General features: G+C 60.6%; 18 protein-coding genes. All 18 read right to left on the bottom strand.

The genetic code is table 11. The annotated features are described in order from the left end of the window. Positions 1-38 precede the first annotated feature (38 nt). On the bottom strand, positions 39-2,561 hold the full coding sequence (secA, locus tag A9Z00_RS10420; protein WP_296976819.1) for a preprotein translocase subunit SecA: 2,523 nt from the start codon (positions 2,559-2,561) through the stop codon (positions 39-41). Between the two features lie 147 nt (positions 2,562-2,708). Then, the gene (hpf, locus tag A9Z00_RS10415) at positions 2,709-3,263 is read right to left on the bottom strand and encodes a ribosome hibernation-promoting factor, HPF/YfiA family (RefSeq protein WP_296976816.1); all 555 of its coding nucleotides are present in this window, start codon (positions 3,261-3,263) and stop codon (positions 2,709-2,711) included. A gap of 234 nt (positions 3,264-3,497) precedes the next feature. Continuing rightward, positions 3,498-3,698, bottom strand: coding sequence for a cold shock domain-containing protein (locus A9Z00_RS10410; RefSeq protein ID WP_296976813.1), 201 nt, complete (start codon positions 3,696-3,698; stop codon positions 3,498-3,500). A 339-nt stretch (positions 3,699-4,037) separates the two neighbouring features. Next, complete coding sequence (locus A9Z00_RS10405) at positions 4,038-4,859, bottom strand: flagellin N-terminal helical domain-containing protein (RefSeq protein ID WP_296976810.1); 822 nt, start codon at positions 4,857-4,859, stop codon at positions 4,038-4,040. Between the two features lie 112 nt (positions 4,860-4,971). Beyond that, on the bottom strand, positions 4,972-5,400 hold the full coding sequence (locus A9Z00_RS10400; protein ID WP_296976807.1) for a hypothetical protein: 429 nt from the start codon (positions 5,398-5,400) through the stop codon (positions 4,972-4,974). Then, a complete protein-coding gene (gene fliS / locus A9Z00_RS10395; protein ID WP_296976804.1) occupies positions 5,384-5,782 on the bottom strand; it encodes a flagellar export chaperone FliS in 399 nt (132 codons plus the stop codon). Before fliS ends, A9Z00_RS10400 begins: the two co-directional genes overlap by 17 nt. A 29-nt stretch (positions 5,783-5,811) precedes the next feature. Further along, positions 5,812-7,170, bottom strand: a complete 1,359-nt coding sequence (gene fliD / locus A9Z00_RS10390; protein ID WP_296976801.1) for a flagellar filament capping protein FliD — start codon at positions 7,168-7,170, stop codon at positions 5,812-5,814. Positions 7,171-7,224: 54 nt separating this feature from the next. Next, positions 7,225-7,566, bottom strand: a complete 342-nt coding sequence (locus A9Z00_RS10385; RefSeq protein ID WP_296977140.1) for a flagellar protein FlaG — start codon at positions 7,564-7,566, stop codon at positions 7,225-7,227. 85 nt (positions 7,567-7,651) lie between these two features. After that, complete coding sequence (gene csrA, locus A9Z00_RS10380; RefSeq protein WP_296976799.1) at positions 7,652-7,924, bottom strand: carbon storage regulator CsrA; 273 nt, start codon at positions 7,922-7,924, stop codon at positions 7,652-7,654. Then, positions 7,924-8,379: a flagellar assembly protein FliW gene (gene fliW, locus A9Z00_RS10375; RefSeq protein WP_296976796.1), complete on the bottom strand. Its 456-nt coding sequence runs from the start codon at positions 8,377-8,379 to the stop codon at positions 7,924-7,926. The genes csrA and fliW overlap by 1 nt, the downstream gene beginning before the upstream one ends. A 4-nt stretch (positions 8,380-8,383) precedes the next feature. Then, positions 8,384-8,803 carry a DUF6470 family protein gene (locus A9Z00_RS10370; RefSeq protein ID WP_296976794.1) on the bottom strand — a complete coding sequence of 140 codons (420 nt, stop codon included), beginning with the start codon at positions 8,801-8,803 and terminating at the stop codon, positions 8,384-8,386. Positions 8,804-8,877: 74 nt separating this feature from the next. After that, the gene (gene flgL, locus A9Z00_RS10365; protein WP_296976791.1) at positions 8,878-9,768 is read right to left on the bottom strand and encodes a flagellar hook-associated protein FlgL; all 891 of its coding nucleotides are present in this window, start codon (positions 9,766-9,768) and stop codon (positions 8,878-8,880) included. A 16-nt stretch (positions 9,769-9,784) separates the two neighbouring features. Then, a complete protein-coding gene (flgK, locus tag A9Z00_RS10360; protein ID WP_296976787.1) occupies positions 9,785-11,359 on the bottom strand; it encodes a flagellar hook-associated protein FlgK in 1,575 nt (524 codons plus the stop codon). Between the two features lie 124 nt (positions 11,360-11,483). Further along, complete coding sequence (locus tag A9Z00_RS10355) at positions 11,484-11,981, bottom strand: flagellar protein FlgN (RefSeq protein ID WP_296976784.1); 498 nt, start codon at positions 11,979-11,981, stop codon at positions 11,484-11,486. A gap of 48 nt (positions 11,982-12,029) precedes the next feature. Further along, a complete protein-coding gene (gene flgM, locus A9Z00_RS10350; RefSeq protein WP_296976782.1) occupies positions 12,030-12,293 on the bottom strand; it encodes a flagellar biosynthesis anti-sigma factor FlgM in 264 nt (87 codons plus the stop codon). A gap of 106 nt (positions 12,294-12,399) precedes the next feature. Beyond that, positions 12,400-12,828, bottom strand: a complete 429-nt coding sequence (locus A9Z00_RS10345) for a TIGR03826 family flagellar region protein (protein WP_296976780.1) — start codon at positions 12,826-12,828, stop codon at positions 12,400-12,402. A 212-nt stretch (positions 12,829-13,040) separates the two neighbouring features. Next, positions 13,041-14,012, bottom strand: a complete 972-nt coding sequence (locus tag A9Z00_RS10340) for a ComFC family protein (protein WP_296976777.1) — start codon at positions 14,010-14,012, stop codon at positions 13,041-13,043. Then, positions 14,009-16,054, bottom strand: coding sequence for an ATP-dependent helicase ComFA (locus tag A9Z00_RS10335; RefSeq protein WP_296976774.1), 2,046 nt, complete (start codon positions 16,052-16,054; stop codon positions 14,009-14,011). Before A9Z00_RS10335 ends, A9Z00_RS10340 begins: the two co-directional genes overlap by 4 nt. Between the last annotated feature and the right edge of the window lie 3 nt (positions 16,055-16,057).

Below are 16,057 nucleotides of genomic sequence, written 5' to 3'. Positions count from 1 at the left end.
TCAATTTCGCAATATGCATGATGCCGGGCGCGCCGCCGTCAGACGTTCGCGCCGTGGCAGTATTTGTACTTCTTGCCGCTGCCGCAAGGGCACGGATCGTTGCGTCCGATCCGCGGCGCCGTGCGCCGGACCGGGCGCCGCTGCGCCTCCCGGCTGCTGCTGCCGCCGCCGGCCTCCGTCTGGCCCTTGGCGACTTCCTGGCGCTGGACGTTCTTTTCGACGTGCGCCTTCATAATATATTTCGTGACTTCTTCCTGGATGTTCTCGATCATTTCGCGGAACATCTCGAAGCCTTCAAGCTGGTACTCGCGCAGCGGATCGGTGCCGCCGTACGCCCGCAGATGGATCCCCTGCCGGAGCTGGTCCATCGCGTCGATGTGATCCATCCACTTGCTGTCGACGGCGCGCAGGACGACGACCTTCTCGAATTCGCGCATCGTCTCCTCGCCGATCTGCTGTTCGCGCTCGTCGTACAGCTTGCGCACTTCCTCCATCAGGAACTCGACGATGCCCTGCTTGTCGCGGCCTTCGAGATCCTCGCGCTTGAGCGTGCCTTCCTTCAGGAACGTCGCGTGCGCGTAGTCGACGATCGCGTCCAGGTTCCACTCCTCCGGGACATCCTCGTCGGTGCAGTGCGCCTCGACGATCCGCTCGACGACCGGCCGGATCATGTCGAAGACGTGATCGCGGATGTTCTCCGCGAACAGGATCTCGCGCCGCTGCTTGTAGATGATTTCCCGCTGCTGGTTCATGACGTCGTCATACTGGAGGACGATCCGGCGCGTGTCGAAGTTGGCGCCCTCCACCCGCTTCTGGGCGGACTCGATCGCCTTCGTCACGAGCTTGCTCTCGATCGGCTCGTCCTCGCTGAAGCCCAGGCGCTCCATCATCCCCATGATATTCTCGGAGCCGAAGCGGCGCATCAAATCGTCGTCAAGCGCAAGGTAGAACTGCGACGAGCCCGGGTCGCCCTGCCGGCCCGCGCGGCCGCGCAGCTGATTGTCGATCCGCCGCGCCTCGTGCCGCTCGGTGCCGATGATGTGCAGCCCGCCGAGCTCGGCCACGCCTTCGCCGAGGATGATGTCGGTGCCGCGGCCGGCCATGTTCGTCGCGATCGTCACGGCGCCCCGCTGGCCGGCGCGGGCGATGATCTCCGCTTCTTCCGCGTGGTACTTCGCGTTCAGCACCTTGTGCGGGATGCCGCGGCGCTTCAGCATCTCGGAGAGCCGCTCCGAGTTCTCGATCGAGACGGTGCCGACGAGCACCGGCTGCCCCTGCTGGTGCCGCCGGACGATCTCCTCCACGACCGCCCGGTACTTCGCGTTCCCCGTCTTGTAGACGACGTCGGGCAGGTCGACGCGGATCATCGGCTTGTTCGTCGGCACGACCACCACGTCGAGGCCGTAGATTTTCTTGAACTCCTCTTCTTCCGTCTTCGCCGTGCCGGTCATGCCCGCGAGCTTGCGGTACATCCGGAAATAGTTCTGGAACGTGATCGTCGCGAGCGTCATGCTCTCGTTCTGCACCTGCAGGTTTTCCTTCGCCTCGATCGCCTGGTGCAGCCCGTCGCTGTAGCGGCGTCCCGCCATGAGCCGCCCGGTGAACTCGTCGACGATGATGACTTCGCCGTCCTGCACGACGTAGTCGACGTCGCGCTTCATGATGACGTGCGCCTTGAGCGCCTGCTGGATGTGGTGGTTGAGCGTCACGTTCGCGTGGTCATACAGGTTCTCGATGCGGAACTCGCGCTCCGCCTTCTCGACCCCCGCCTCCGTCAGCGTGACGGAGCGCATTTTCAGGTCGACGGTGTAATCTTCGCCCTCTTTCAGTTTGCGCACGAAGCGGTCGGCGGCGTAGTAGAGCTCGGTCGATTTCATCGCCTGGCCGGAGATGATGAGCGGCGTCCGCGCCTCGTCGATCAGGATCGAGTCCACCTCGTCGATGATCGCGTAGTGGAGCGGCCGCTGCACGATCTGCTCCTTGTACAGCACCATGTTGTCGCGCAGGTAGTCGAACCCGAACTCGTTGTTCGTGCCGTACGTGATGTCGGCGTTGTACGCCTCCTGCTTCTGCGCGTGCGTCAGGCCGGGCACGTTGCAGCCGACGGTCATGCCGAGGAACGTGTAGATGTTCCCCATCGTCGTGCTGTCCCGCCGGGCCAGGTAATCGTTGACCGTGACGACGTGGACGCCCTTGCCTTCCAGCGCGTTCAGGTAGGCGGCCAGCGTCGCGACGAGCGTCTTGCCTTCCCCCGTCTTCATCTCGGCAATGCGGCCTTCATGCAGTACCATGCCGCCGATCAGCTGGACGTCGAAATGGCGCATGCCGAGCGTCCGCTTCGACGCTTCGCGGACCGTCGCGAACGCCTCGGGCAGCAGGTCGTCCAGCGTCTCCCCGCGGGCAAGCCGCTCCCGGTATTCGACCGTCTTCCCGCGGAGCTCGTCGTCCGACAGCCTCTCGAAATCCGGCTCCATCGCGTTGATGCGCTCCACGACCTTCATGAAGCGCTTGATCTCACGCTCGTTGGCATCGCCGAATAGTTTCTTCACAAGACCGAGCATGGCGTGAGAGCCCCTTTCGTCTGACAACTCATAAATTCAATTGTACCAGCTCGGGGGCGACGAGGCAAACGCCGCTTCCGATCCGCGGAAAGCCGGAGGGCATCGGAAAAGCCGGCCCGTGCGGGCCGGCCGGCATTCGGAAGGGGATCAGGCTTGCTCGATGAGTCCGTATTTGCCGTCCTGGCGGCGATAGACGACATTGACTTCCTTCGTATCGGCATTGATGAAGACGAAGAAGCTGTGGCCGAGCAGATTCATCTGCAGGATCGCCTCGTCCACGTCCATCGGCTTGAGCGTGTGCCGCTTCGTGCGGACGACCTCGAACTTCTCTTCTTCGTCCGCTTCGGCGACCGCGACCTTGCCGGCTGGTTCTTCCGCGAACAGCTCTTTCAGCCTGCCTTCCTGGCGAAGCTTGCGGTTCACGCGGGTTTTGTGTTTCCGGATTTGGCGCTCGAGCTTGTCCACGACCAGGTCGATCGCCGCATACATATCATCATGCCGCTCTTCCGCCCGCAGCAACAATCCCGGGAGCGAGATGGTCACTTCGACGACATGCACGTTCTTGGTGACGGAGAGCGTGACTTGGGCATCCAGGTTCTGGGGATTCTCGAAATATTTGTCCAATCGCGCAAGTTTCTTCTCCGCGTACTCTTTCAGCGCTTCCGTAACCGGCAGTTGCTTTCCGCGGATATTGAGCCTCATATGCACCCCTCCTAGAATGTCCTGAATTCATTGTAACATACCGAAATGGGCTTTACAAAAACTTGACACGCGTTTTGCGTGAATTTTTTTTGAATTTTTTGAATTTTCCGAACCAAAAATCCCGATTGCCCTTTTTCCCGCGTCTTCCGTCCGAAAGCCGAAATGAAATAGAAAACCCCCGGATCGATCCGGGGGTGTGGCGTTCAGGTACTGCGTCCGTTGGTACGGATCCGATTACGAAAGCTTCACGACGTTCGCCGCCTGTGGACCACGCGCACCCTGGACGATGTCGAACTCGACTTGTTGGCCTTCTTCGAGCGTCTTGAAACCTTCGGCCTGGATGGCGGAGAAGTGGACGAACACGTCGCCTCCCTCTTCCGTCTCAATGAATCCGTAGCCCTTTTCCGCGCTGAACCACTTGACTCTTCCTTGCATTCAACACACATTCCCTTCGTTTTTCATATGGCTGTGAGGCGACATGTTTAGCATGGCCCACAATTCGACTATACACTCCGGGGAATGCGAAGTCAAACTTTTTTTGAAAGCGAATTCATTCCAGAGGTTTCTTGCGATTCCTGAAACCAATACCAGCATGTGAAATCAAAGCCGGCATGAAATTGGGGCGGCATACGAACCGGGTCAGGGAAAGCGGCGCTGCGAAATAAGCACGCGTTCGGTTTTCGCTCGCCCGTAATCCCCATAATAAAAACACAAGGGCTGCCCCCCGTTTGGGGGACAGCCCCTTGCAAGCTGGATCATGCCGACTGTCTGCGATCAGCCGAGCAGACGCAGCACGTTTTGCGGTACGGCGTTCGCCTGGGCGAGCATCGCCGTGCCGGCCTGCACCAGGATTTGGTTGCGGGTGAACTCGGTGATTTCTTTCGCCATGTCCGCGTTGCGGATCCGGGATTCGGAAGCGGACAGGTTTTCCACGTTGACGCCGAGGTTGTTGATCGTGTGCTCGAGCCGGTTTTGCACCGCACCGAAGTTGGCGCGCAGCTCGGACACCGTGCTGATGGCGTTTTGGATCGCCGAAATGGCGGTTTGCGCACCAGCCGCCGTGCTGATATTGATGCTGTCGATGCTCAGCGCCGCGGTACCAATGCCGGTGCTCAGGTCGATGTCAATCGTGGTGTTGGCCCGGAAACCGACTTGGAAGGAGACGGTGCCCTCAGTGCCATCCAGCAGTTTGATGCCGTTGAATTCCGTGGTATCGGCGATGTTGTCGATTTCTTTGAGCAGTTGCTCCACTTCAAGTTGCAGCTTTGCCCGGTCGTCGTCATCGAGCGTGCCGTTGGCGGCTTGCGTAGCCAGCACGTTCAGACGTTGCAGCATCGCATGCACTTCCGTCAGCGCGCCTTCACCGGTTTGCAGGAGCGAGATGCCGTCCAGGGCATTCCGCATGGCTTGGTTGTAGCCGTTGATTTGGTAGCGCATCTTTTCGGAGACGGCAAGGCCGGCCGCGTCGTCAGCCGCACGGTTGATCCGGTAGCCGGACGACAGCTTCTCCATCGTCTTGCCCATCTGGGTGTTGTTGAAGGTGAGGTTGCGATGGGCGTTGATGGCAGCAACGTTGGTGTTGATGTACATCGACATCCTCAATCATCCTCCTTGATTGATATGGATTGTCGCATCCTTGCGACTCGATAACTAATATCGGCAGGTGATCATCAAAAGTTTATATATCCTTGCAGAAAATTTTTATTTTTTATTTTTTTTCGTCGAAAAAATGCGCCTCGTGCCAATCCTGCTCCAGTGCGCTATAAGCCTTCGTGGCCTGCCTGCGGTCCCTGGCGGATTGGATCGACCGGCCCGTCTCCGACAGTCTCGTCTGCATGATCGCGGACGATCTTGACAGGTTGTCTTGTACGTCCTGAAGGATGGACAGAATGTGCAGGCGGAACAGTTCCGTCGCCTTTTCCACGCCCCATTCCGCCCGCAACGTTTGCTCCAGAACGGTGATCTGATCCCTGACTCGCCGCCAGTCCGACAGTGCCGGGCCCATGGCCTCCAGCAGCTGATCGGCGTCCGGGCACGTCTGCGCCGTGTCCAGCATTCGCCGGCTGATGTTCAGCAGATCCCGGTACAATCCGACCCAGCGGTCCAACGCGGCCTGCCTGTCATCCCCGAAGCCCAAGGCCGGCTTCCTTTCCAATTTCCTGCCAAGCAGAACGGAGACTCATGATCGGTTCCAAGGCTTCTTTCACGTAGGCCGCTTCCTTGCGAATGTCCGCCATCGCCAACTGCCGCACGACGTAGAAGTAAATCTGTTTCAGGTTTTGCGCGATTTCGCCGCCCTGCTCTTCATTGAGGCATGCCAGCAGCTCGCAGACAATGTCCTGGGATTTGAGGATCGGAGGCCTGGCTTCTGCCGTCCGTCCCGCTTCCAGCAGCTCGATGGCCTGTTTCATTTTGGCGATGGCCGCATCATACAGCAGCAAAATCAATCTGTGGGGCGAGGCGGTTTCATACTTGCTTTTCTGGTAGGCCTGATACCCGGTCAGATTGGGCGTCGCCAACATCTTCACCCCTCAACGGTAGTCCGGTCTCAACGCACGAGGAAAGCGGCGAGCTGGCTGTTCAGCCAGGCCTGCTCGTTCTGCAATTGGATCAGCATCGTTTCCATGGCGGTAAATTGCTTTTTCAGCTGCTCTTCTTTCATCGCAAGCCGTATTTCCATATCTTCCATCTGCTTGTTGATGAAAGATATCTCCGCATTGTAGCCCTGGATCCGGGCGGCCAGGATGCCGTTGCCCGAACGGGTCCAGTAGCGCAGCGTTTCGGTGAAGCGGTCGGCGATGCCGGGGTTCTGGCTGTCATGGTTGGAAAACAGCCGGAACACGCCTTCCGGGTCGTTCAGCAGCGCTTCCTTGAATTTTTCCTTGTTGAATACGATCTGGCCCGTCATCGTTTCGGCGGAGGTTTTGCCTTCATCAATCGACAGGCCGATTTGCGACAAGAATTCGAATGCTTCGGCTCCCGCCACTTTGGCGTTAAATTCCGAGAACAGCGTGTTTTGCAGGGTTCTCAGCGTGGAATCTCCCTGCAGCAATTTCCCCTGCGCCGTATTTTCGCGGATGGTCTGGATGACGTCGTTGTACGCCTTGACGAAGGCTTCCACCTTCTCGGCCACCTTGTCGGCGTCCCGGGAAACCGTGATGGTGGATGTGCCTTCCTTGAGCAGCGTCAGACTCAACCCGTTGATGACATCCCTGACTTCATTGCTGGAGGACTGGAATTCAATGCCGTTGATGTAGAAAACGGCGTTCTGGCCCAGTTTGTTTTTTCCACCCAGCGAAACGTCCGCGTCCAGGGTGATTTCGATGCCCCCGGCTTCTTTGGCCGTCAGCATGAGCGCCTTTTTGCCCGGCTCATTCTGGATCACGGTTGCCCGAACGCCCAGATCCTTGTTCTCATTGATCTTCTTGTTGATCTTCTTGGCGATAAGGGCCAGAATTTCATCGTTCGTTTTTCCGCTCAGATCTTCGTCGATGTTGATGGTCGTTTCGTTTCCATTGAGTCCGATCGTGATTTCCGTCAAGCCCGCCAGGCTGTTGCCGGAAGCATCGACGCCATCCGTTACAAAAGTGCTGTAGGTGGCCAGTTTCTCGACCTGCACCACATAGACGCCTTCCTGCACGGCATCCGATGCTGCTGACTTGAGCACGGTTTCATCGGAAATACTCGCGCTGCGCAGGCTGAAATTGGCCTGAAGGCGCAAATCTTCGGCAGCCGTCCGCAGGGCGGCCAGTTTTGTGTTGATGGTGCGGAACACGGACAGCTGCGCGTCGTAGGTCTTCTTTTTCGACTCCAGTTTGTTGTACGGGATGCGTTCGATCTGCATCAATTGGGATATGATCGTATTGGTATCCAGACCGGATGCAATGCCGCTCAGACTGAAAGACATGGCGGACCCTCCTTGGTCAGCATGAATCGCCGTCATGCGGCAGATGGCGGTTCATTACAGCCTTTCGTCAATGTACAGCCCGAGAATTTTCTTCATCTTGATCGACAGATCGATCAAAAATTCCGGCGGCAGGCTGACGATCACTTCATGGGTGGAGGCATCGATGACCTCCACGTACAGCATGGACGCTTCCTCGTCGAACTTGAATTTGAGATACTTGCCGGTATAGGCGAATTCCGCGTTGTGCCGATCCAGTTCTTCCTGCAGTTTTTGCTTGTCCTGTTCGGTTATCTGGTCAAAGCGGAACGTCCTTTTTCCTTCCAGAAGGCGTTCGCCCAGCGGTCCTTCGCTCCGCCCGGCGACCTTTCCGGATTCGCTTGACATCTTGCTTTTCACGGGAACCAACGGTTCGATGCGCTCCGTTTCGACGGGAAACGGTTCCGGCTTTTGGACACTTGCGCCATGAACGACAGACATGTTTTCACTTCCTTTCCTGCTGGAAATCCTGCTTGCCGGCATCCTTGCCGGAAAATCTGTTTATCAGGTGGCGAAGCTGGTCCTGATTCGGCGGCTGCTTGCCCGCTTTCAGGTTTTCCTGCCAAATGCTTTCCACCAATTCCTTGCGGAAAATCTGGATGTCCGGCGGAGCGGAAAAACCCAGCTTCACCGTATCGCCTTCCACACCGAGCACCTGCACTTCAATGCCGTCACCGATCATCACCGACTCGCCGGTTTTTCGCCGCAGCACGAGCACTAGGACCCCTCCTTGCGAAGCAGCGGATGGCGAATCGGATACGTCGGATCATCGATGATGAACTGGCATCCGCGTCGGCTGGCGGGCGCCGCAAGGATCGGTGCTTTCAGATTGACGAACAGGTCGTCGTCAATGGCGTTGACGATCACGAACGTGTTGACGTCTTCCGGTTTCCGGATTTGCAGCAGTTCCACGGTGGCGTCATCGATGTGGAAACCGTAGTCGTCGGCGGCCAGATGGGCCGGCAGCAAAATGAAACTGAGCTCGTCGTTGAGGGCATGCAGCACGTAAAACGGTCCGTCTTCCACCTGGATGAGGGCATAATCCTTGTATTCGTGCAGCCCCACCAATCCGCGCGGGAAATGGTAGATCTGATCCTCCGTGACCTGAAATGCTCCGTATGCCAGGCTGTTGACGGTGCGAACCGCAGCCGGCGGATTTGCGGCCTGATGCATGGCGTCAATCGCGCTCCCATTTGAAATTGGTTTCCACCCTGATTTCAGGCGGATGGATGCGGACGTCTATCTGCACACCGAATTTCGGCGCGGCGTCGATTTTCACGTATCGCTGACGGGTGTACAGGAATTTGTCGAACGCGATGCGGCCGAACACGTTGCCCTTCTCCTTGTGGAGGTCGCGCACCCGGAGCCCCGATTTGACCCGGAATTCGACGTTGCGGGCGTACCGCTCCTGGGCGATGGCCTCGATTTCCCGTTTCAGATCGTGCACTTTCAGAAACCCGCGCTCCCGCCAGACGGGATCCCAGTCGACGGTCATTTCGGGATTCCGCGTGCGGATTTCCAGAACGGCCGCTTCCGGCGCCGCATCGACCTCGACCTTCTCCATGTTGCGAACGGAGTGCGATCGGACCGGTTTCATATCCGCCGCGAAAGACGTCAACGTACGGGAATTCGTGGAGCTGACGGACATGTTCATCCAGGACCGCTCCGCTTCTATTTGAGGAAGTCGACAAGCGACACCTGCATGATCCGCGCTCCGACGGCAAGGGAAGCCTGCAGGACGTTCTCCCGCTGCTGCAGCTCGATCAGTGCTTCGGCCATGTCGACATCGCCGACGTGGGAGCGCAGTTCCTTCAGGGATACCAGCTGATCCTCGATGCGTTCCTTCATCAGTTCGAACCGGTTCGTGCGGGCGCCCACTTCCGCCCAGGCCTCGTTCAGCCGGTCGGCAAGATCCAGAATTCTGTCCATGTCCGCCAGTAGGCCGTCCCGGTCGTTGTTCTCCAGGTGGGTCAAAATGTTGTCAAAAACGCGGAAGGCGTTGTCGGGCGCTCCGGCTTCGCCGAAGATGTCTTCCCCGCTGATGCTGACCGGCACGGACACGAACGGACTGACATTCAGATAATAGACGCCCCGGTCCGTTCTGTCATTGGCGGGATCCGTCAGCGAATAGGGAGGCTGGTCGGTTTTCTGGCCGTTGAACAGGTACCGGCCGGAGAAGCTGCTGTTGCCGATCGTAACCAGCTGTTCTTTGAGCTGTTTGATTTCGGCGGCAATAAGCTTCAGGTCCTCCTCCGGCGTCGTGCCCGTCGTTGCCTGCTGCACCAGCGTCCTGGCCCGTTTGTATACATCGTTCGCCTGCTGGAGCATCTGGTCCATCGTTTTCAAAAACCCGAGCGCCGTGTTGGCGTTTTCCAAAAAGACGTCCGCCCGGTTGATTTCGCTGTTATACCGCATGTAATAGCCGACGCCGACGGGATCGTCGCCCGGCTTGTGGATGCGGCGGCCGGTAGCCAGCTTGTTCTGCCAATCCAGAATGCCGGTATTGTTGTTGCGCAAATTTTTCAAGAATTGCAAATGCTGCATCGTATGGGTCACGCGCATGCCTGCTCACCCCGCTTCATCGGCCGACCAGGCCCATGTGATTGATAATCCGGTCGAGCATTTCATCCACGGCGGTCATGTTGCGTGCCGCGGCATTGTAGGCGTGCTGGTAACGGATCATGTCCGCCAGTTCTTCATCCAGCGAAACGCCGCTTACTTGTTGCTTGCGCATGGAGACGGCATCGGTCAAATCCTGCAAATTGCGGACTTGCCGCTGGGCATTGTTGCTGCGGATGCCGAGGTCGCCGACCACCGCCCGGAAATAGTCGTCAATCGTGCCGGAGGACAAGTTGGTCAGTTCCGGGGGATACTGGAACACATGGTCACGCAGTCTCGTCAGCGCATGGGCAATATCGCTGTTCCCCCGAATCGTCACCCTGTTGCCGCCGACCATCTCGTATTTGCCCGACGCCGCGACAAGATTCGTATTTTTCTGGATTTCGGGATTGACCCGGATATTCTCCAATGTGAACGTATCGCTGCCATCGGCTGTCGTGAAGAACGGAATGTCGGTCCGTCCGTCGGTGAGCGCGTAACCGAGCCGGTGCAAGCCATTGAAACCGTTTACCCGAAGTTCCACGGGGCTCACAATTTCCGATCCGGCCGGAATGGTCTGCCCGGCGGGAATGACGGTGCCGTCCGCCAGCGTCACATCGTTCAAGGCGACCAGGTCACTCGATGTCATGTACCCGTTCTCGAGCCGGACCGTCATTTCCCCGTTGACAAGGGTGTTCACCATCGCGTTCAACTGGTTGCGGATGTGGGTGATCTCCTCCAACGATTGCCTGTATCCGGCCAGTTCGCCGCCTGCCGCCGTCCCCACAACATCAGCCGTAAGCAGCGTGAACTCGCCATTGGCCACCACGGTCACGCCGCCCGCCACGATCGAATAGTCGCCGTCCGGCGTTTCGATCACTTGCACGTCAATAATGGAGGAAAGTTGGTCCACCAACAGGTCCCGTTGGTCGCGGAAGTCGTTGGCGTTGTTGCCCATTCCCTCCGTGCGCCGGATGAGCGTGAACATGTTGGCGATGTTCTCAATGAGCGTGTTGGCCTGGGCGATCTTGCGATTGATGTTCAGCTCAATGTCGCTCTCCAGCGCCCTCAGACCGTTTTCCAGCGTGTTGAGCGTGTCCGTCAGATTGACGGCCGCGCTGACAAGGGCAATGCGGGCGCTCAGCAAGCCCGGATCCCGGTTCAGGACTTCCAACGAATCCCAGAACTTGTCCATGACGCTGCGCAATCCGCTCTCGCTGGGCTCGTTGATGAGCGCCACGATGGAATCCAGCGTCGAGTTGCGGACTTGCCACATGCTCAGGGACGCGTTTTCCCTTCGATACTGCAGATCCAGATAACTGTCCCTGAGCCGTTCGATGCTGTCATATTGAACACCGGTGCCGATTTGACCCGGAGCCGTGCTGGATTGCATGCCCGGCGCTTCGATGGGCCGGGTGGCCGACAGATGGACCCGCTGCCGGGAATAGCCTTCGGTTGCCGCATTGGCGATGTTGTGACCGACGGTGATCAACGCCACCTGTTGGGTTAACAATGCCCGTTTGCTCGTTTCCAGACCGTGAAATGTGGATCGCATTCAGACACCTCCAAAAGCAAGGCTTGCATTCAAATCGCCCTGACCGGAACGGACCGGATGCAGCTTCGTCTTCGGATCGGCGGATTGGACGTAACGGATCGTATTTCCAACACCGCCGCCCGGCTCATGCCCGCCTGTCAAACACGCCGTTCCTGCCTCCGGTCCCGTGGTTCTTCTGCGGATGCTGATACACGATATCTTCGGAAGGATTGCCGACCAGAAGTTCGATTGAATATTCAATGAAGGCAAGCGATTGGCGGATCAACTGCTGGTTCAGTTCGTTCACGCGTCGCAGCTCTTCCAGGAGCTGCGACAGCTTCCGCTGCTGCCCGATCAGCCGTTCCTTCAGCTCCGGCTGATTCACCGACTGGATGACTTCGCGCAGCGTGTTCATGCGGGAAATATATCCGAGCGATACGAAATGGCGGTGCGTCGCAAGAATGCGCTGCTGTTCCAGCTGCTCGGCCCGGGCGATCAGCTTTCGCTCCTGCTGCACGATCGCGTTGAGTCGGTCGACGTCTCCCTTCACCAGCACGGGCGTCTTCTCGTTCGCCGTCTCGAGCAGCCGGCCGTACAGCTCCGCTTGTTCATCCAATATCCGGACGATGTCCTGGACCGCCATCCGGTTCACCGTCTTTCTTCATGAGATACCGACAGGCCTGCGGTGCGCCTATTTCAGATACGGCCAGAGCTTGTCGGCGATCTTGCCGGCATCGACGTAATACGTGCCCGTCGCCACCGACTGCTTCAGCCGATTGATCTTCTCCGCCCGCTCGGCGCCGAACAGCCGGCTGTCCGAGAACAGTTGCTGCGCTTCCGCGGATATTTGCACTTCGTCCCTGCGCTTCACCGCGCCCTTGCCGCCGGCGTTCGCATCCTGTTGTTTCTGATAGGTGCGGACGGCGCTCAAGCGCCCGATCTCGTAGATCTTCATGGTTGCCACCTCTTCCTGCGCGACAATAACGCAAAAACAACCGATAATCCCTATGTGGGTATTATCGGTTGCCGTCTTCGCAAAATTTATAGGTTTTACGGGAGGTTTAACGATCTTTCCGCTCCGACTGCCGTTCTGCCTGCTTGATCTGGTACGTCTCCGGCCGCACGTGCTGAGCTTCGGCTTTCAGTCGGGCTTCGATCGCCTGCTGCGCCTTGATCTCTTCGGTCAGCTTCTTCAGGCATTTCGGGCACATGCTGCCTTCCCGGATCGGCGCGCCGCAGGATTCGCAGGAGTAATACATGTTCGGATGGGCACTGATGCTGATGCGTCCCTCGCGAATGAACCGGGTAATCTGGCGCACGGATACCCCGGTAGCCTCCGAAAGCTGCTGGATCGTAATGTTCGGGTGCTCCTTGAGGTACGCGACGCATTTCTCATAATCTTCCTCGATTTCCTTTATGCAATTCGGACAAATGTCGCGGATACCCCTGGCGAACAGCTTACCGCAACGCGGACAATAGTCGAGCTTCATTGGCCCCTAGTCCCCCATGCACACAGATTCCTTTTGACGTTATTTTATCGAAAATGGAAGAATAATGCGATATTTTGCGAAAAATAGGGACCTTCGATTTATTGCATCGTATTTCCGGGGGGCCGGTCCGGAACGACGGCGTGCACCCAATGCCTCATGTTGCCGTGAGCTGATCGATTCACCATGTAAATGAGCCAATCGCTTCCGAAATGTCACGAGCGTGCCCAGGTCAGCACGTAGACCAGAACGTTGCACGGAGCGGCCGAGCGGATCGCCGTGGCGCACGCCTCCGATGTGGCGCCGGTCGTGTAGATGTCATCCACCAGGAGGATGCGCAAGGGTTCGCCGGGAGAGCGCCCCGCCCGCACGAACCGCGCCGCAAGCCGCCGGATTTCGGTTTCGTCGGGTCCGAACGCTGCCCGCATTGCCCGGAACCGCTCGATTCTTCCGCGCTGGCTCTGCTTGCCGCCGTCGCGGAGGCGCCGGAGGAGCGGCAGGAGCGGCGCGTTCGCCCATTTCGCGGCCGCCCGGGCGAGCCGTTCCGCCTGGTTGAACCCCCTCTCCTCCGCCCGCTCCCGGCTGACCGGCACATACGTGACGGCGTGCCAGACGCCGCGGCCGGAAGGGCGGACGCCCGCCGGACAAGCCGGATCAGCGCCGTGCCGGCGGAATCCCCATGGTCCGCACGGTCCGCCCGCCGCCTCCGGCCCGCCCGGCCATCGCGCCGCACCGCTCCGGTCCGCTCCGGCAATCGCCGCTTCGCCCGCCCGTCGGGATGCGGCGGCCGCCTCCGCGGTCAGCCGCTCGTAGGCCGGAAGCAGCATTTCGGCCAGCAGATCGCCGTAGCGCTCGTCGCCGCGGAATTTGTACAGCTTGAGCCACGCCTTCATGTCGTCGCTGTAGCGCACCGCGCTGCGGTTCATTGCGAAGGCGCGGACCGGCCGCCGGATGCAGTCCGGGCAGAACACGGGGCGGCCGCAGCGCGGACAGGCGATCCGCCGGATCCAGGGAATGCGCCGCAGGCAGCCGGCGCACAGCCATCGTTCGAGGTTCGGGGCTTCCGACGATCGCGCCGGGAGGCCGTTCCGCCGGTCGCCGCAGACGAGGCAGCGTTCGTCCGGCGGCCCGATCCAATCAGCCGTATGCGCAAGCAGCATCTTCAGGAAACCGGTCCAGGACATCATCGCCGGAGGCCTCCCGCGCGGACTTCGCCCGGCGGCGCTTCCATGCGAATATGGCCCCCGGCCGCGGCGATCGCGTTCATCTCCCGGATCCGGCGGATGGCGGCGCGCTGGGCGCGGGTCGCGTGCGGCGCGCAGAAATAAACCCGTCCGTGGGGATCCTCCTTCGATCGGCCGGCCCGTCCCGCCATCTGCTCGAGGGAAGCTTCATCGAACAGAGGCGAGTCCGCATCCAGCACGAACACGTCGCTGCGCGGAATCGTCACGCCGCGCTCGAGAATCGTCGTCGTCACCAGCAAGCGCAGCTCGCGGTTCCGGAATCGCTGCACCGTCTCCGTCCGCCGCTCGTCCCGCGAGGAGGTGTGCCCGATCGCGGTTCCCGGCGGGCAGACGCCGCGGAGCAGCGAAGCCACGGGGCCCGTATCGGCGATGCGCGGCACGAACACGAACAGTTGCGCCCCTCTGGAGAGCGAGGCGAGAACGGCTTGTTTCAGCCTGTCGGGAACCGCGTTGCGGCGGATCAGTTCACGCACGGGCGGAATCCGGAGCTCTTCGGGCACCGGCAGCGGATGGCCGTGGTGCCGGACGGGCACGCGCGCATGCGGCAGCCGTCCGCGGATGGCCGCACGCCTGAGCTCCGCCGGCGGCGTCGCGGTGAGCAGCACGCGCCGGCCGCCCGGGGCCAGGCTCTTCTCCGCCGCGTATTGCAGCATCGGATTGTTGTGATAGGGAAAAGCATCCAGCTCGTCGATCACGACCAGATCGAAGCCGGCCTCGAACCGGATCGTCTGGTGCGTCGTCGCGATCGTGATGTCGGCCTTCGTCCATTTCTCGCGGCTGGCGCCGTGCAGCGCGGCGACGGTGCGCCCGGGGAACGCCCGCCGGATGCGCGGTTCGAGCTCGAGCACGACGTCCCGGCGCGGCGTCGCGATCAATACGTTTCCACCGCGCGCGAGCACGGATTCGATGAGCGGGAACATCATCTCCGTCTTGCCCGCGCCCGTGACCGCCCAAATCAGGAACGCCCGACTTCCTCCGTCGTCCGGGCTTTCCAGCCAACTTAGCGCCGCCTCCGCCGCCGCGGATTGGGCCGGACTGAGGCCCCGGCGCGCGAGCCTGACCGGAACGGGCGGGAGTCCGTCCGCCGGACGCAAGCGGCCGGATGCGCCGCCCGCGGGAATGCCGCTGACGAGCAGCGCGCATTCCCTGCTTCGGCCCAGCATCAGGCAGGCTTCGCAATAGGCGCAGACGCGGCCGCACGCAAGGCATGGCGTGCGGTGCATATGCGCCTCGCCGCTGCCGCACCGCCGGCAGCGGCGCCTGCGCCAGCCGGCGACGGCGCTGCCCAGGCGCAGCCGGCCCAGCAGGGCCGCGAGCTGGAGCGCCGCGTCGACGAACGCGGCGCTCCGGCGGGCGGGCACGCCGAGCAGGGCGTGCGCTTCGCCGCGCAGCAGCGCACGCCCCTCGAGCGCGTCGGCGGCTTCGCAAACGGCCGCCGCCAGCTTCCGGGCCGCCTCCCGCATCCCGGAGGCCCGGTCCCATCGCACGGCGGTATATCGGCGCACGCGCCGCGCGGTCCCCTCCCGGCCGAAGATCCGGAACAAGTCCAAGGTGCCGCGCAGGCCGCCGCCGAGCTCCGCTCCGCGCGCGCAGGCGCGCAGCAGCCGTGCGGCCCGCGCCTCTCCCCGCACGCGCCGCGCCTTCGCGGCGAACCGTTCAGCCGCGGCGAAGGCGATGCCGAGCGGCAGCGGTTCGTCCAAGAGCAGGACGACATCGGCGAGGCCGCTTCGTCCCGCTTCCGCTCCGTCCGTAAGCCGCCCCTCCCGGCCGCCACCCGGCCATGTCGCCGCTTCGCCGTTCTGCCGCTCTTCCGCTTTACCGTATTGCCGTTTTCCCGTCCCCTCGCCTCCGCAGCCGGATGCCATCTCTTCCACCGTCCGGCGAAATTCCGCATCCAGCCAAAAGGCCAGATCGACTTCCGGCGATATCGTCACGACGGCCGACCAGCGGCCCGCCGAAGCAAAAGCATAGAGATATCCTTTCATATT

Origin of the sequence: Thermobacillus sp. ZCTH02-B1 (genome assembly GCF_002159085.1) — a bacterium.
Lineage (GTDB): Bacteria > Bacillota > Bacilli > Paenibacillales > Paenibacillaceae > Thermobacillus.
This window is presented reverse-complemented; position numbering and strand designations above follow the sequence as displayed.

Bases quoted from the DNA above. Each gene is read 5' to 3' on its own strand.
- fliW (WP_296976796.1), bottom strand. From the start codon at position 8,379: ATGCATCAGGCCGCAAATCCGCCGGCTGCGGTTCGCACCGTCAACAGC.
- flgK (WP_296976787.1), bottom strand. From the start codon at position 11,359: ATGCGATCCACATTTCACGGTCTGGAAACGAGCAAACGGGCATTGTTA.
- secA (WP_296976819.1), bottom strand. From the start codon at position 2,561: ATGCTCGGTCTTGTGAAGAAACTATTCGGCGATGCCAACGAGCGTGAG.
- fliD (WP_296976801.1), bottom strand. From the start codon at position 7,170: ATGTCTTTCAGTCTGAGCGGCATTGCATCCGGTCTGGATACCAATACG.
- A9Z00_RS10370 (WP_296976794.1), bottom strand. From the start codon at position 8,803: ATGAAACCGGTCCGATCGCACTCCGTTCGCAACATGGAGAAGGTCGAG.
- A9Z00_RS10340 (WP_296976777.1), bottom strand. From the start codon at position 14,012: ATGATGTCCTGGACCGGTTTCCTGAAGATGCTGCTTGCGCATACGGCT.
- A9Z00_RS10405 (WP_296976810.1), bottom strand. From the start codon at position 4,859: ATGTCGATGTACATCAACACCAACGTTGCTGCCATCAACGCCCATCGC.
- A9Z00_RS10345 (WP_296976780.1), bottom strand. From the start codon at position 12,828: ATGAAGCTCGACTATTGTCCGCGTTGCGGTAAGCTGTTCGCCAGGGGT.
- flgM (WP_296976782.1), bottom strand. From the start codon at position 12,293: ATGAAGATCTACGAGATCGGGCGCTTGAGCGCCGTCCGCACCTATCAG.
- A9Z00_RS10355 (WP_296976784.1), bottom strand. From the start codon at position 11,981: ATGGCGGTCCAGGACATCGTCCGGATATTGGATGAACAAGCGGAGCTG.
- hpf (WP_296976816.1), bottom strand. From the start codon at position 3,263: ATGAGGCTCAATATCCGCGGAAAGCAACTGCCGGTTACGGAAGCGCTG.
- A9Z00_RS10410 (WP_296976813.1), bottom strand. From the start codon at position 3,698: ATGCAAGGAAGAGTCAAGTGGTTCAGCGCGGAAAAGGGCTACGGATTC.
- flgL (WP_296976791.1), bottom strand. From the start codon at position 9,768: ATGCGCGTGACCCATACGATGCAGCATTTGCAATTCTTGAAAAATTTG.
- A9Z00_RS10335 (WP_296976774.1), bottom strand. From the start codon at position 16,054: ATGAAAGGATATCTCTATGCTTTTGCTTCGGCGGGCCGCTGGTCGGCC.